The sequence below is a fragment of the Pseudomonas sp. ChxA genome (genome assembly GCF_030263855.1).
GTDB classification, from domain to species: Bacteria; Pseudomonadota; Gammaproteobacteria; order Pseudomonadales; family Pseudomonadaceae; genus Aquipseudomonas; species Aquipseudomonas fluorescens_CB.
Genome location: NZ_JARPMK010000001.1, coordinates 2,431,995 through 2,447,599, shown reverse-complemented (window position 1 = coordinate 2,447,599; position 15,605 = coordinate 2,431,995). Strand labels below are relative to the sequence as shown.

At 49.6% G+C, this 15,605-nt stretch carries 16 protein-coding genes and 1 pseudogene; 7 read left to right on the top strand and 10 right to left on the bottom strand.

All coding sequences use genetic code 11. From position 1 onward, the window contains the following. Positions 1–131: 131 nt before the first annotated feature. Together P5706_RS11015 and P5706_RS11010 are read left to right on the top strand one after the other, a co-directional pair. Entirely contained in the window at positions 132–611 is a 480-nt protein-coding gene (locus tag P5706_RS11015; protein WP_164558421.1) for a hypothetical protein, read from the top strand. A gap of 1 nt (position 612) precedes the next feature. Then, a complete protein-coding gene (locus P5706_RS11010) occupies positions 613–1,662 on the top strand; it encodes a protein kinase domain-containing protein (RefSeq protein ID WP_285679257.1) in 1,050 nt (349 codons plus the stop codon). Positions 1,663–1,888: 226 nt separating this feature from the next. Here the strand turns inward: P5706_RS11010 and P5706_RS11005 are convergent, their stop codons facing one another. Continuing rightward, positions 1,889–3,343, bottom strand: coding sequence for a toxin-antitoxin system YwqK family antitoxin (locus P5706_RS11005; RefSeq protein WP_285679256.1), 1,455 nt, complete (start codon positions 3,341–3,343; stop codon positions 1,889–1,891). Positions 3,344–3,571: 228 nt separating this feature from the next. Continuing rightward, on the bottom strand, positions 3,572–4,312 hold the full coding sequence (locus tag P5706_RS11000; RefSeq protein WP_285679255.1) for a GIY-YIG nuclease family protein: 741 nt from the start codon (positions 4,310–4,312) through the stop codon (positions 3,572–3,574). A 128-nt stretch (positions 4,313–4,440) separates the two neighbouring features. Here P5706_RS11000 and P5706_RS10995 point away from each other — a divergent pair, with 128 nt between their 5' ends. Further along, positions 4,441–4,650: a hypothetical protein gene (locus P5706_RS10995; RefSeq protein ID WP_285679254.1), complete on the top strand. Its 210-nt coding sequence runs from the start codon at positions 4,441–4,443 to the stop codon at positions 4,648–4,650. Further along, positions 4,647–5,141, top strand: a complete 495-nt coding sequence (locus P5706_RS10990) for a hypothetical protein (protein ID WP_285679253.1) — start codon at positions 4,647–4,649, stop codon at positions 5,139–5,141. The genes P5706_RS10995 and P5706_RS10990 overlap by 4 nt, the downstream gene beginning before the upstream one ends. A 57-nt stretch (positions 5,142–5,198) precedes the next feature. On the opposite strand, the gene P5706_RS10985 is transcribed toward P5706_RS10990, so the two are convergent. Then, on the bottom strand, positions 5,199–5,798 hold the full coding sequence (locus tag P5706_RS10985) for a transglutaminase-like domain-containing protein (RefSeq protein ID WP_285679252.1): 600 nt from the start codon (positions 5,796–5,798) through the stop codon (positions 5,199–5,201). A 62-nt stretch (positions 5,799–5,860) separates the two neighbouring features. Then, complete coding sequence (locus tag P5706_RS10980) at positions 5,861–6,586, bottom strand: hypothetical protein (protein WP_285679251.1); 726 nt, start codon at positions 6,584–6,586, stop codon at positions 5,861–5,863. Between the two features lie 234 nt (positions 6,587–6,820). On the opposite strand from P5706_RS10980, the gene P5706_RS10975 reads away from it, so the two are divergent. Next, complete coding sequence (locus P5706_RS10975; protein ID WP_285679250.1) at positions 6,821–7,519, top strand: helix-turn-helix domain-containing protein; 699 nt, start codon at positions 6,821–6,823, stop codon at positions 7,517–7,519. 250 nt (positions 7,520–7,769) lie between these two features. Then, positions 7,770–7,910 (top strand): DUF2256 domain-containing protein, encoded by a 141-nt coding sequence (locus tag P5706_RS10970; protein ID WP_285679249.1) that lies wholly within the window; start codon positions 7,770–7,772, stop codon positions 7,908–7,910. A 45-nt stretch (positions 7,911–7,955) separates the two neighbouring features. Here P5706_RS10970 and P5706_RS37180 read toward each other — a convergent pair. Next, positions 7,956–8,030, bottom strand: a pseudogene (locus P5706_RS37180) (transcriptional regulator); the annotation flags it as partial. 242 nt (positions 8,031–8,272) lie between these two features. On the opposite strand from P5706_RS37180, the gene P5706_RS10960 reads away from it, so the two are divergent. Further along, positions 8,273–9,199 carry a DUF4238 domain-containing protein gene (locus tag P5706_RS10960; RefSeq protein ID WP_285679248.1) on the top strand — a complete coding sequence of 309 codons (927 nt, stop codon included), beginning with the start codon at positions 8,273–8,275 and terminating at the stop codon, positions 9,197–9,199. A gap of 321 nt (positions 9,200–9,520) precedes the next feature. On the opposite strand, the gene P5706_RS10955 is transcribed toward P5706_RS10960, so the two are convergent. From P5706_RS10955 to P5706_RS10935, 5 genes are all read right to left on the bottom strand, one after another. Further along, the gene (locus tag P5706_RS10955; protein ID WP_285679247.1) at positions 9,521–10,273 is read right to left on the bottom strand and encodes a hypothetical protein; all 753 of its coding nucleotides are present in this window, start codon (positions 10,271–10,273) and stop codon (positions 9,521–9,523) included. A 40-nt stretch (positions 10,274–10,313) separates the two neighbouring features. Beyond that, the gene (locus tag P5706_RS10950; RefSeq protein WP_285679246.1) at positions 10,314–11,378 is read right to left on the bottom strand and encodes a hypothetical protein; all 1,065 of its coding nucleotides are present in this window, start codon (positions 11,376–11,378) and stop codon (positions 10,314–10,316) included. 108 nt (positions 11,379–11,486) lie between these two features. Then, positions 11,487–11,939, bottom strand: a complete 453-nt coding sequence (locus tag P5706_RS10945) for a hypothetical protein (protein ID WP_285679245.1) — start codon at positions 11,937–11,939, stop codon at positions 11,487–11,489. Positions 11,940–12,189: 250 nt separating this feature from the next. Further along, positions 12,190–12,633, bottom strand: coding sequence for a DUF4365 domain-containing protein (locus tag P5706_RS10940; protein ID WP_060549395.1), 444 nt, complete (start codon positions 12,631–12,633; stop codon positions 12,190–12,192). Between the two features lie 201 nt (positions 12,634–12,834). Then, complete coding sequence (locus tag P5706_RS10935) at positions 12,835–15,381, bottom strand: UvrD-helicase domain-containing protein (protein ID WP_285679243.1); 2,547 nt, start codon at positions 15,379–15,381, stop codon at positions 12,835–12,837. Between the last annotated feature and the right edge of the window lie 224 nt (positions 15,382–15,605).

The following is a 15,605-nucleotide window of genomic DNA, read 5'->3' as shown; positions in this document are numbered from 1 at the left end:
AAGGTTGAATCTGGTGATGCTGCCGACAATGTGCGAAGATTAATCTGCAGGGCTGGCTTCCCCGATTCCACTGCTATGACCAGCCATATGCAGACTCATGAAAGCCAATAATACTTTATATGTAGGGAAACATGGCATTATATCGAGCTCACTATCGCCTCAGCCTTGCTGAAGACTCCGGTGTATTTGACAACCCTTTCAAACTTGTTCCGCGCACTCCTGTGTCGATGTCTCCCGTGACCCATAAATTATGTGGCGAATGGTTCCAGGATACTCACCAGATCGACTATCGAAGCAGAGCTATATTTTGTACAGGGGATATCAAGCAGGCGAAGACATATCTATCCTCTGAAAATGTTCTGATTGAAGTATGGCCGTTAGGATCGTATCGCCTGTGTTTCAGCGAGCGAATTAGAGATTTATTCGAACATCTGAAATGTGGTTTTTTCCAAGGAGACTCTAATTCTTCAGAGGAAGTACGCATGGAGCTTGATAGCTTAGGCTACCAGTCTTATATCGATGGGGGACTTCATATCGCCGAGGACTCAGGGTGCGAAGTCATGATTATTGCCGACTCTTACGGCTATAGAGTCGTGAAGGATCACTCATAATATGGAGCAAGTTACTGAATGCCCGCTTCGGATTTTTTTGGCCCGCATGGATCTGTTGGTGATTGGCGATTTCTATTTCGATTCAATTCTGACAGGCGGCGGCACTAACATTACCGCAAAGTATCGCAATGGCGAAGTCTTAGCAGTAGCGAAATTCTTCTTCATGGGGCCAAGCCCCGTTGCGCATAAAAAACTCAAGAATGAGATTGACCGTCAGATGCGGGGGTGGGAGCTAATCAAGGTCACGCCGAAGGTCTACCGAGAGTTCCATTCGACAGACGGCTTTGTCAGAGGCTATCTCATGGAGCATATCACGGGAGTATCGCTTACAGATGCGATCCCTGAAGCTGGCTATTCAACCACATTGGAGGCGGCTGCAGCTTTCTTTCGAGTCTGCTGGGCATACCACCACACGTTCATGGGAGTTGTACATGGAGACCTCCACCCCGGAAATATAATATTTGAATCCGGTTTAGAAGACTGGCTGACCCGAAGACCAGAATTTCCCGAAGTTAGAATTCTCGATTTAGGAGCATCAATCTCACCATACGACTTCGGATACCCCGAGTCCTTTGAAGAAGACATGTGGGATGACTTTCACAGGCGGTACGCAGGTTCATTCTACAGCCTCGCCCCCGAGTTTTTGACTGCTGATTATTACAAAAGCATTGCTTATGCGGGCGTATTTGACAGCTGGGGACTTGGTCTGCTCCTACATAAAATGGCAACTGGAAAGCTCCTTCAAATTGCGGATTCACTTGGGGAATATGTAGAGCTAATCCACTCCGACAGTCTGCAATACCAGCTTGATCGTCAGATTGATGAAAACTGCCAAGACTACCATCTTAGGTTTTTAATCAAAGCTATGCTGAGAGTAAAGACCGGTGATCGAATGCCTTTGCATGTTGCTACTTCATATGCAGGCCTACTCTACAACAATGATCCGTTCTTATTAGACAAGAGACATTCAGATCTTGAAAAATTTGTCAGGCAGGGGTGTGATCCTGAAGCAGGACTGCCGCCCCACGAACGGTCAAACTCTCCCTACTGAGGGATGGCTGCCGGAGGCTTGAAATTAACTACTAATAAATTTGGATAATATGCGCCAGAACTTTTCGCGCATATTTGCCCGGCGCATTAGTCCAACCGACAGTGAATACAACCTTAGATCTTGGTAGCCCAGGTTGAACCTGAGCTAGGCGCTAACTGCACAGCATTAGGGGGATTGGCGTTATGATAAGTTCAAAGTTCTTAAGGCCCCTGAGATGGCCTCTAGATTACTTACAGTCCTGCTCGAACTCCTCGAGCATGTCCGCGCGGATCAACGCGTCGGGATCTTCTGCGTGAACCGCATCAACCCTCTGCTGAACGCAGCCGTCAGAATCTGCATCGATACCTGGTATTGAAACAGTTGGATCTGAGGAGGCAAGTGTTGCCCCGGCGGCTGATGTCTGACTAGGAGTAGGGATGTCAACCAATTGCAGGTTTTCTCCTCGCAATCCATCTCCTGAAAAGCGACTAGCTTCTTCAAAGTCAGGGATGCTGGTTACGCCGCTTCCGTAGCGGTCATAATCAACAAGAGCCATTTTCCCCGGGTACTGAGCGATTAAGCTAGGAGCCAAGGCGGCGAGGATTTGAGTAGGTTTCCCGTTGTTCCAGAAGATAACGGCCTGCAGCTCACCTTTATCGCCGATCACCCTCTCCTGCCCATGCTTGACTACGCTCTGGGTTGGTAGCGTTGTGCGAACGCCTACACCTTGGAACTGGCTGTCCTGCTTGTTGCCGGCCCATACCGTCGCCACCGCGCTCTGTAGGATACCTTTGCTCCATTGCAGCTCACGGATCAGATGACCTTGATCGTCCCAATACTGCTCAACGCCATCTTTGCTGAGGTCGCTTGCCATGTAGCGATTTGCATCTGGAATGACCGCGAGACCGGTGTAGTGATGTACGTGCGCTCCGGTGTAGCTGTACTTATCCACGGTGCGAGAACGAATCTTGTCGTGGTCGAAGACACTAAGCTCTGTGACGTTGCCCCGTGCGTCCATTTGTTTCTGGACGCCATCCATTAAATCGTTGTCGTAGTTGTTCTCGCTGGCAAGGTACCACCGGTTGCTATCAATACTGTAATCCTGCTGCAGGCCTTGCTTCTTACCATTAACGTAATTGCGATGCTGGGATCCTCGGTTGTCGAACCCGCTTTGCAAACCGTTCTTCCACTCGAGGTCTGCAATTTTTACCTTACCTGCACTATCCCAAGCACGCTCACGACCATCCTTGCGGCCTTCGGTGTAGCTTACCTCTAAAACTTTCTCGCCGGTTTGTGCGTCGTACTGTTCCTGTACGCCATCTTGCCGACCGGTTTTCCAGTGCTCAACGACCACCTTTTTACTGGTCTTGGGATCGAAGCGCTCGGCCTTCCCGTCCTTCTTACCTGCTTTGAATTCACCGGTACCGACTACGGTGCCTGCGTTGTCGGCACACTTCATGTCCCCATCGGGAAGCCCTTTTTTGAAGTCAACAATGCACGTGCCGACATTGAAGAGCCCTAGAACCGAAATGGGGTAATTCGTGACACGACCAGTGAACGGATCTTCGGCGTGGATCTTATACAGGAGGCCTTGTATTTCTTTAGTTTGACGGGCGTCAATTTCTTCGTTGCAACCAGTGAGGCTGAGGGTAGCCAATCCAATGGCACCAATCGCGAAAGCTCGACCTGCAATAAATCTCACCTGAAACTCCTGTTTGGTATGGGACGGCCCTCTGGCCGTGATGGGGCTCTTAAGTCCCGAGTTTGCGCCGCTTGGCGTCCTTGGAACGCTATGCGTACCGTTCCTTAACGTCAGCGGGAGCGAAACCTTGAGGAATAATGAGCATGAACAAGTGTGTCGTTAAAATCGGCACAATGAAGAACGACCACTGGCGCAGACTCCAACCTGCCCGATGCTATTTTTTCAAACCTAAGCTCTTAGTCTTATCTGCTGTATGTCGTCCTCCCCTAGATCGAACCACTCTCCATTGATGCGTTTCTCTGCGAACATTGCATGGTATCGGCGTTCTGCTGCATGACAATCTGCAAACCATGAGCATAACGGAATGGTGTAAATAAACGGCAGGTGCACTCCGAACGCTCTCATCCGTGCCGGCACATTGCGGGTTCTGCCAACCTTGTACCCATAGGCTGACTTCAGCAGGTACACAACGCCCGCTTTTTCTCCATTTGTGGGTTCACCAATGACTTCAATCGGGTTCAAACGCTCGGGAGAGACTCTCCTTGAAGGGCGCTGCTTGGGATGCTTAGGTAGATTTTCAACTGCGCCTGTCTCACGAAGTATGAGTCCATCAAAATGCTCCCCCCACAGATGATGAAGACCATAGTCGGCGTTCTTTTTTTGTGCGAATCCAAATGCTCCGCCCTCCCAATAACTGCGACCTTTGGAAGTATCGACCCATATTTGCGCCGATGTTGGTCTCCAATCCACGTCTCTCATCACTCCAGCACGCCCCGTGATGATGCCCACCCATTTGAGGATCCCAGTATTTTCTGGCCGGTCGTATGCCGCAATTGCCAAGCCATGCCCAATCGCAGGAGGAGATGATTGATTGGCGAGGGAATCAGGTAGCAAAAATGTTGGGGGCGGCTCTGCTGACACGACGTCAAGATCGCAAGCAATGCGCCAATATTTCGGAGGAGTAAACATTCCTTGCTCTCCACTTTCTCATTCTTAAATCCTAGTCGCTCATCAGGGGAGATGCCCGGGCTATCTGCGTCTTACCGTAGTTTTCGCCCACTGCTATGCTGAGCCTTCCTATCACGGGTTCAAATAAGATGTCGGATGAGTATTCGCTACCAGATGTTTTGGACAGGATGTACCAAAACCAGCTCGCCCTTGAGGCCGCCCTGATGGAACTGACCCTCCACGTCGAGGCTCACGGTCATGCAGATGTTGGGAATAATGTCCGAGGTGCCCTGGAGACAATCGGCGAGAACTCTGGCCACATCAAACAGGGTCTAGCCCGGCTCAAAAAGCTCCCATGAGGCAGCCACTGTTCGATTTTGATCTCAAACGCGTCTCACGCGAGCACTACGTCACAGGGAAAGCAGCCATCAACTTTCCGCATTCAGGAAGCACAACGGGTGGATGGCATTTTATGTCGTACTTCGACCGAGAAGCGGGCGTGGCGAAAGTATCGTTGGCAGACATCCATTATCCGGACACTTCTGATTTTTTCGGGAATTCGGGAATCCTTGACGTAACCGTCCAACTGGCAGAGCGCGGATGGCCAGTGGAGGGAGCCAGTATCTTCATTGCGGATCATTACAGAGCTGCGGCGGACATGGTTGTGAAATGGGCCCTGAGTGAGTCCAGGCACTGCAATGTTGAAGTGGCTGATTGGTTTCCCTCCACAGGGGACAGGCAAGGGCTCGTCATGCTTTTAGATTTAGGAAAACCGAAGCTTCTCGAAATTGGCAGGCTGCAAAAAATGGAAGCCTGGCTAAGCTTACAGTGCAGTCAGCGAGGCTGTTAGGTTCTAGCCGTATTCAGCTCCCAGCTCAACTGTGTACTCCCCCTTGGATCTCGTCACTCAGCTCTCAAGTGCTTGCCTGGACAAACCATCCAGAATCCCCAGAATCTGATCGTCATTGAGCGCAAATTTGGGCACAAACTCCATGCCGACCGGCAAGCTATCGTGAGGACACATCAGTGCTCCCTTACCCTCACCGAACTGCTGGCTGATGAAGGTTTTGAGGTTGCTTGGCGTGTTAGTGGCGTAGGCGCTTCGGAAGATCGACAGGTCGCAGAGGACACCTGCGAGCATTACCCAGGCGTGACCGTCCCACTTGGCGTCCACAAACTCTCCCTCGTAGGTTGCCCCAGGAATGTTCCCCCTGCATTCGAAAGCATACTGGCCGTTAATCAGCAGGTCTCCCAGGACGACAACTGCGGGTATCCCTTGAGATTTGAGAATGGCAGTGAAGCCAGCACTGACCATGACGCAAGAACCAAATGATGGAGGGATCGATTCGAGCGTTTGCCTAGCGGCGCTAACGATTACATCGGGATCGGTAATCTGGAACCCTGCGTAATCGGAATAGGCCTCCGCGCCACGGTCGCGGATAATAATGTTTACTAAGGTTGAAGGCACAAAGGATCCCTTGGGCATTTTTTCGACCTTATCGGTCATTTGCGTTCGTTCTGACCAACCGTTGCTTCAGATTCAATCGGCAAAACTGCTTCCGGTTGGGGCTAAAAAGAATTGGAGCCAGCGTCGATCTCGCGTTGACGCTTTCGCTCAAGATAACGCTTGTACAAGATATTCTCCCCTTGATCCTCTAGCCACTTCACGAATGCAGAGACCTGTGAAACAGCGTGCAGAAATTTCTCGGTAGTGATGTGAATGTGGGGGCGATATAGCCATTGCCGACTCTCGTCATCTGCCTCCTCAATCAAGTTTTTCTCTCGATCACTCACGAAAAATGGGCTTGGCATCTTCTGGAGCGCATCGTCAGAATATCGAGATGTTTCGAAGATCAGGGAGTCGGGATGTTGGATGCTATTCCTCGCCAGCACGAGTTCTTCAATCAAAGCGAAATCGAATGGGCCATCCTCAAACCGGTCTGAGCCATGGGCCAAGTAGAATGCTCTGTAGCCATTTGGCCATCCGCCATTTTTGAACTCTGATTTGAGTGAAGGCCCTGGAGCAGGCCCAAGTTGACGCTCCCATTCTTTTAAATATAAGTGTAGTGACGCAGCAATCATTGATAAGCATGCGCTACCAAGCACCTGCACTGATGAATCAGCTTCTAGCCATTCATTCAAATATGCAGGTTCCCCATCTTCGCTATAGGGCGGGATGAAGGGGGCTTCTTCGTTCTCAATTTTCCTTTTGCGGTCGTCAAACGGGCTCGCACCATTCAGATAAAGCTGCTTGATAAAAGCTAGCCGCTGTTCAAGGAAGTACCGAATGTCCATTTCGTTGTCCTAGTAGGTAATTGTCATTCCCGGCCTACACTCGGATCACGGGCTCGGACGACGGTATCACGACTACACTGGGCGGAGAGGTGCAAGTGTCTTCAGCTGGCTTCAATTAATCGTAACCTCAGCAAAGCTTCAGGCCTTGTCGGTTCTCTGTCGGGTTCCTGTCGTGTTGTGTCATCAGCAGCTTCTTCATCATGAGCCACACCTACCATCTGATGGAGCTTAAAAATGAATACAAACACCTCATCTAGCCAACCTCGCGTGTTGAGTCTCGAAGAATTCGCCGCTCTTATCCGCAAAATGCGGGAGGTTTATCAATGGTCACAGGAGACTCTGGCCGAGCTTGCAGGCTTGAACGTACGGACTGTACAACGCGTTGAGAATGCCAAGTCGGCAAGCGCTGATACTCGGCGTGCGCTCGCTGCTGCTTTTGAGGTCGAAGATATCGACGCTTTCAACAAGCCCTTCGACATCCCCACGGAAGAGGAATTGAGAGTAGAAAAAGCACGTCTTGAACGCGACTACATCACCTTACCGGCACATCTTCTGTCGACTGGACACCAACTCGCTAAGCTTGCAGAAAGCTCCATAGTGGATATTTCCCAACCTGGAATTGAAATTCAGCGTGATGCCCACGAGGTCTTTGCGTCCCTCGTGGACTATTTTCGCGACTATAGGGACTGCGCCAGCGATTACTCAGAAAGCGCCAAATTTGCTGTGTACGACGAGATGCAGGAGCTCATCGATGAACTACAAGGGCTCGATGTATCGATTCAATATGCGACTCGCAAGGTACATCTGAAGGGGGCTGGCGAGCTGTTAGATGGGAGTCCCTTGACTGTCCAGATGTTGTATTTGATTGCTTTCGAACGAGGTAAGGCACCAGGCGAATTTGCGGTGCAGAAAAAACTGGATTTTCCATTCTGACCGAAACTGTCAAGGGAAAGGATGCTTAATCAACGCCATGCGACAGTTCGAACGAGATGATGTCCTTCGGGCTGCAGCGGGGACACAGATGCCTTGCTAATAGTGCAAAAGCACAAGGACATTCTGAATATGGAATGCCCTGAAGCGAAGAGTAGCGTTGCAGAGCGCCACGCCGTTTTGGTCTAACCATTAGGCAAATGAAGCAACGCTGCCAAAATGCTCTCCACATTTTAGAAGAGGGTGCGTCGTTTTGAAAAAGAGTCAGCTCCCAGTCAAAACCTGCATGACCTGCGGCCTTCCCTTCACATGGAGGAAGAAGTGGGCACGCTGCTGGGGAGATGTACGTTACTGCTCGGAGCGCTGCCGACGCAGTAAACTTGCTAAATGCTGAGCCCAAAAAAGGGCCATCCCAGGCTCTTTTGTACTCAAATCAAAATCACTTGGCTAACCAAAATTCGACGGTCGCTGCACCGTTCTTCGCTTTCCAATCTTTAAGCGTTTTGTGATTGCCGTCTTTGGTTTAGACGACTCCGCCGGCGTGGTTTTTTGTAGATCCTCAACCACCCGTGGTCACGTCCGGATACGGGATCGCGGCCTCACCGGTAATGTAGTGCTCACGAGTAATCCGAGAGAGTATGAGGTCGTACAGGGGCTCAGTCATTCCGGCAACCTATCACCGAGCCCACGGCCAAGCAACGCGGTTTGACTCCAAACCGGGCCGCAGACAAGATGCCTTCAGGATAAGGAGCGAAGATGGACATCAAGCGTGGCAATCACTACATCTGGGCGCATTACCTCCGTGGCTGGTCGCATAACCAGAGAGACGTCTTCCACAGAACAAAAAAGGGGAACATCCAGGCCGTGAGCACGAAGGGCCTGGCTCGTGAATACGAGTTCTATAAGCTGACCCCGCTAGACAATATCGATGTTGAGTTTCTTGAATATTGGATCAGCCTGTGCACACCGGCAACACAGCCTCTTCATTATGGATTTTTGAAAAGGGTGATTGTCTACTCGTGCGTTCTCGGCGTACTTGATCCTATCAAAGATAAAGCCAAGCGCGATGAGATCACGTTCAACACAATCGAAGAACTACACACGACGATTGAAAATGACGTTAGGCCGACGCTTGATGCGTTAAGAGCTGGTAATTTTTCATCTTTGCATGAAGAAAATGCGCTGAACAACCTGATCAGCTATATGGGGCACCAGTTCTCGCGAACAAAAATTTTCCGTAACATTATTGACTCATCGGCTAGCTCAGATAATGAGGTGGTCAACAACTTGATCAAAAAAAACAACTGGTTCATGGCGATCCTTGTAGGAGTCAACATGGGCTACAGCACGGCCATGTGCTACGAGACGAAAAACGTGGTTTGGCTCATCAACAGCACGGATACCCGGTTCATTACGAGTGACAACCCAGTTATCAATGTCCATCCTTCTGTGCTCAATCGAAAACCTAACGGCATACCTCCTTTACATACGGATCTGTATTTCCCAATCTCCCCAACTCTTGCCTACATGGTAAATGACTCAGACTACTGGGGTAATGGAAAAGTAGAGGCAACTAACGAGACTGTCGTAGCGCTCAACAGGCAGATGCTTATCAGGTGTGATGAAACCGTATATGGGGACAGTATGGAAATCATAAAGCAGACAAAACTTCCGAAATCATAGAGCCCCTCCAGAGCATTCTTTTTTGCCAAAGGTTTGTTAGCGAAGAAACTGCGAAAACTATTTAATAGCATGCCATTTATATGCGCACCTTTGTTCCCAAGGATTCCAGCGCGACACATCTAACAAATGAACACTAGCTAAAAAACCCTCCAAGTGTCCGCTGGAGGATGTATGAACATCGAGCCGGAAGAACTCGCGACCAGATCATTGAGAGCTGAGAGCGCTTCAAAGACCTGGTGCGCCGGGATCGGTATTGAGGGGTTTTACAACAAAGCTGAATGTCTGCCCCCCAACCCTCATTGGTTAACCAGTAGTTGAGCGTCACTTACTCGGAGAGTAATTTCCTTTCCAGTACCGAATCTCATCTACCAAAGGCCAATAACGTCCTCGCATGCGTTCTATATGATTGACGGATTCTTCATAGAGCTTGGCATAGCCAATTGCACTCTTGTACCGAGCATGGTCATCATACAACATATCTTCAGGTGTTAAAAAGTCATGTCTAGGTCTTTCCTTAACCATACCGGCTAGATCACGAGCTTTAGCGGTAATCTTGATCCAAGACATAGAGCATCTCGGAGATATGGAGGCTGCCATTACCGTCCCTTGCTCCAATGCATTCAAAATATTATCTGCATGTAGCGCGGTAGAGTAAAGGCTACTGTAGTCAGCTTCATCCTGAGCTATAGAAATCACTCTGTCGAGATAAGCCTTTTCTAGACACTCTAGGCTATGATCGTATAATGCAGCAGAAGAGTAACTTCCGAGTTTATTTTCATAGCTAAGCACTATTGAGGCAAGCAGATTTTCAAGTATGAGCTTGATTTCTCGCGCTCTCTTTCTAGCGGGAATAAACTCTATGAAGACATAGAAAATATACGCCGCCACTATACTTGAAAGAATATTACTTGTGATATCTTCAAAATTTTTTGATGCTAGAAAATCCACGACCAGCGAGCTAGCCATCTCTGGCGGAGGCTGAATCTTTATCTTGACAACAAGAAGCATCAGAAACGAAGCTGCGGCTCCTAGATGAATCTTACAATCCTGTATGAACGTTATTAATCGAATCATTAGAACTCCTGTAATTTTACCTTCGATTACTAAATACAACTCAGCCCATTAGAATTACAAGCTCAGCTATGTCACCATCACTTAACCCAGGCAGAAAATAATTCATATCAATATTAAGCACCCCTGGTTGGTCGTCTACGATCATAAAGCCGACCATATCATTCCAGAGATAAATAAGATCCTTATCGGCAGTTATGAAGTAAGCATTACCTCGCTGATTCCTGATTTCGCTCAAGAACAGTATCAGCGAAAAGATGTCTAGCGTGCCGTTGAATGAGTGGCCTCGCTGGATAAAGTTCGGCTGGTTGAATTTTAGAAGCTTATAAATAGGATTGTTCCTTTCGCCGCTGACAGCCTTGTATACAATTGCAGCGAAAATCAGGTGATGATCTAAGACGTTTGCGTCTTTAGCTAGTGCGAGGACATCCTTGAATCCAGCAAGGTTCCTTGTAAATATTACGCCTTCCTCCAGCTTGGCATAGACTTTTTCAATAAACTCTAGGATAGCGTCAAATCCATAGAAAAATCTTGCGCTTGCCTCATGCAGTCTGCGGATTGATTCAGGAGTATTTGTTACCTTTATTTTCGGAAGCCTTTGGCGCAGCTTAGCTTCAAATATTTCAAGCTCTGCGGACATTTCCTCGTAGGTGGGAAGCTTTTTATTATGCCGATTATTCCCTTCCATTAGAATTGGCTTCAGGTCAATAGTGAAATCCCGGTTTTGCCAGAAGTCGACCACCACCTTGATAGAACGATCCTGAGGGTTCCCATCCGAGTCGATATGATTTTTAACGGTGCTGAACGCATTTTTATCAAGTAATACAGATGCACCATTAGGGATAAAAGCAAGCGGCCTCCATCCTCGAGGACTTAGTGCTACAGCATCACCCTTCGAATGTATAAATTGAGCCGGAATTTCCGCTTCAGATCTGAAGTCCTTCTTGCCATCTTTTTCGAAGGAAACATTACGTGCTCTCAGGCTCATCTGCTCCCCGAGATCGTAAGCGGTGTAATCACTCCAGTCAAAATCGATGAAGTCTGGTTCATTGAAGCTGATTGTTAGATCTCCGCCAATTCTGAACCAATAAACATCATTACTCGCCATATATCCCTCACGTTCCAGCCGACGGGCTGTGATCCTTGCGTATCAAATGGGCCCGCAGGCCCTGATTGTTTGCACTCAAAATGACATCATACTGCCAGCACTGACTGCTCAGCCAGCAGATGTGCCCAGCACCTGAATATGCTCCAGCACATGGTCGAACTGGCTTTCATCGCGATAGAAGAACGCAGATGGTTCATGAATAGCCAAATGCTTGGTGCCCTCTTCCCACTCGGCATACCAGGCATCCTTTACACCGACGTAGACAGGCGGCCTGCCTTCGAACTGATCAGCAGTGATGTCGACAACGAGGCCATAAACCTCCAGCCAGGCATGGGAGCCACCGCCCTTATCACCGCAAACGTAGTAGAACTCTCCGATATCCAAACTGTTTAGGTGTTCGCCCAACAGCTCAGAAATTGTCCCGCAGCAGCCGTGCGGGAAGCCCCGGAGGTTCTCCGGAACCCACGAAGTCTTCATTACGTTCTCGATAGCAGTGCGGAATCGACAAACCAGCTGGTTCAGCGAAATCTTTAGCTCAGACTGCACTCCGGGATGAATCATCGGCTCTCCGACAGCCCGGGGAATTCACTGATGACCTGTTTGCGCATCCGCAGCCCGTAATGGAGGACGAGTCGATAGGCGTGCTGGATGAGATCAATGGCTCCTGGGGAAAGGGAGTCCTCCGAGTAGTTAGCGTGCCCGCATCGCCTAGTTAGGCAATGCGGCGAGAATCGATGAATTAGACCTACACGAGAAGTTCGATAATATCTGGGTAGTGAAAGCCAGATAGCAGACTGGCCACCCGATTGGCTTAAGGGCGTCCCTGTATCGAAGACCTCAGGTACGCGACGAATCCGGCCCAGTTATGAGCCTCATATTTCTCCAGCATTTGTTTAGGAAGCTTAATTTGAGAAATCGTCCAGTCAATGCACTCTCGCCATTCAGGCTCATCAAGAATCTGCCGCCCTGTGAAATATCGAACCTCGTCCTCGGTGGTGTTGTAGATCAAAAAAATACGGTCAAGATTTTTACTCACAGCAGATCGGCTAAGACCTCGCGGATTGTTCCAGTTTTCGCCACTCTTGATCTGAACTTCGAAGTAGCGACCTTGGTGTCCAACGATTCCGTCAATTCCCTTGTCGTCGACCAGCGAGGGGAACACGTCAAACCCTTCGCCGAGCAAGTATCCCCAGATGGCGAATTCATTTCGTTTACCGATTGCGAGCTTGTTTTTTATTTCTATTTTCAACGTCATGTTGTTTACCGCACCTATCCAGTGGAAATGAACGCTCTCACCGCCAAACCTGAGTGATACGGAGGTGGAGCATTAATTTGAAATGAAGGGCGGAAGGAATAATAGGGTATCGCTCAACCACCTTGTCCGCCCAGCCGCTGCGCTTTTTATATTCCCGCACGTCGCCTGCAGATATTAGATTGTGACGAGCTAAGGCCCTAGCTAGCGTCCTTTAACTACTTTACGTTTGATCCCATCAGAAGGGGGCGCAGGACGTGGAGTCACAACGTCCCAATAGGCCTGATCCCCCTTGATATAACGGCTTGCCTTCTCCGACGCGGGTACCTTTTCGTCCCAGGAAATATACCAGTAGCAGTAGGTGACGGCCCGAGTGATGGCGACGTAGGCTGTTCGCAGCGCCTCCTGCTGCTGTGCTCTGTCGTAACCGCAGGGCTCGCCCGCATTCGCCATACCAGCCTGGGCATAGAAATCGTTTCTCGAAGGCGATGATGTGGTGACCTCGCAATCCCCCAGCAAAAAGACGGCGTCGGCCTGCAAGCCCTTCGAGGAGTGGTAGGTCAGAAACTTGATGGCCTTGTCTCGCTTATCTTCACGAGCTCTCTCAATGACGTCGCTAAGTTTTGCTTTGGCATCTTTTTTGGTGTCGCGTTTACGGTAAAGAATAAGGATCGAGTGGCCAGCGTCGTAATGGTGTTCGGTCATCTGCACTAGGTGTTCCCAGTCGAGCTCTCGAACTTCTACCGGTATCTGGTTGCCGATCACACACTTGTTAACGGCAACACCGTGCTTGTTTTCAAAACCTGGTGTCTGGTTGACAATTGCTTCCGCCGCATCAACCACCATTTGGTGTGATCGATGGTTTTCCTGCATGAAAACCTGTGTCTGTTTCGGCGACCTAAACTCCTTGCCGAACTCCATCAGAAAACGTGGAGAGCTGCCACGCCATCCATAGATGCTTTGCCAATCGTCCCCAACTGCCATCACCGAAGCATAAGCTGGCGCGCCCAAAGTTTTAGCGGCCAACCCGCGCAGTTCGATTTCCTTAAAGGTCGCCCTGACCCACGAGATTGTGTTCGCCCCCACATCTTGGAATTCGTCGATTAGCAGCGTCGTCATGGGGCGAAGTACGCTGTCCGCTACTGCCCTAAAATTTTGCTGACCACGTTCGCTGAACATCGCAAACATACTGTTAAACGTCATTACCGGCGGGCTCATCTGCAGCAGTCCATCGTTAAACGCGGCCCAGTAAATGCTCATCGCATGGAAAAATGGCGTGTCGGGCTCATCCTTGTACAAGGTCATATTTTTGACCGCCTCAATGGCGTCTAGGCCCAGGTTTTCGATGAAGGAAGCATTGGAAAAAAATGCCTCCAAAATATAACTGGAGCTTATCTCTCCCCTGACCTTGTACTGGAATTTCGGGCATCCATTTATTCGACCTTTGAGCGCGTCAACCGACCGCGATGCATCGACATAACTGTTCAGATAGACAACCCGTGGGCTGCAAAACGCCTGAAACAGCGTCCGCTTGTCGCGCACGTGCTTGCGCATGAACCAACCATACTGGTGATCAAGCTTAATTTCATTTGGTTCGGTATCGTCGACCCCTAGAATCACGTAGGTATCGAACTCGGGAATATATCCGTTCACCCGGAAGTTTTTCCCAAGCAGTCGGACAGTCTTATGTGCAGGCTCTATCCCATCAATTGGCCAATAACCGGCAGCTTCCCAAAGACCTTCAAGTTGAGCGCACAACGCATCATCGATATTCGCCATTTGCCAGGCCTTATCCTGGCGCTCCAGAACGTCTGGATGGTCTTTATTCATCTCAGCTAGCAATAGTGAGCGTTGATAGAGTTCTCCGATCAGTGAGCGAAACTCCGTGTTGGTTTCATAGAGCTCTTGGTATGTCGCGTTCATCAGGTCAAGCTGGGTTTCACCCAGCTTGACGTTCAGCATCGAACCGTCCTTTTCGTCCTCACCTGGCTTGTTGTCTAGAAACTCAAAAGCCTTTACATCACTTAGACCATCGATGCTTCTTGCGAAGGACAGAATGCGGGAATGGAACGTGCGGACAATCTCAAGGGACTTCTTCTCGCTGACTTCATAACCCCAAAGGTCAAACACCTCGCGGACTTTCTTCGCGAAATCCAGCTTGGATTCTTTTGTGAAAGTGACAACCGTCAGACCCGACAAATCAATTTTGAGGTAGTGGTATAGAACAATCAGCCGCAACACCATGGTGGTCGATTTACCGCTACCAGCGCCCGCAACTACAGAGGTGGTCGGAGTGGTGGATAAGATCATCTTCCACTGATCTTCAGAAGGAGGTTGATCAGGAAGATAGTGCTTCACATCCTGCCGGATCTCAGCAGCCATTTCTGGAGTGATCGCAAATCTCCAGTCCTTGAACAGTGCAGTTTCCTTGATGCCCGGTGAAGCTGGAGTCGTAGGTGTACCAGGACGTAACTCAACAATTAGCTTTCCGTCGTCCAGTCCTTGGGTATGCCCCTGAGAGAAACCCTCCTCCAAGCCTTTGCTTTTCCCCTCTTTAGTACCGACAAGCCGACCCGCATTCCAAGCAGATGTTTGTTGAAATCCGACGACGTCGAGGATTGCATTGGTGAGCCAGTTGAAAAAGCCACGCTTAGCGGACTGTGGGCTATGGCCACACGCCAAGGTATCGTTTTCATCTGATGAATCAATCTGTGGTGGTTGAGAATGAGGGTTGGTTGGTCGCGAATCCACTAGCTAAGAGCTCCCTGCAGGCTTAGAGCGTGCCAGGAATCCGGGCGCCGCCTCTTCGATATAAGGGCGTAGATTACCACCACAATTGCAACGTTAAGCTTCTAAAGCAGAGGTCACGGCAGCCCGAGCCGCCTAATCCCGCAGCATGTCCTGACTTGCCGACCCTGTGTTAGTCAGCAGGATTGGCGTCATGGATGCAGACAGACATCGAGCAACTGGAGGAG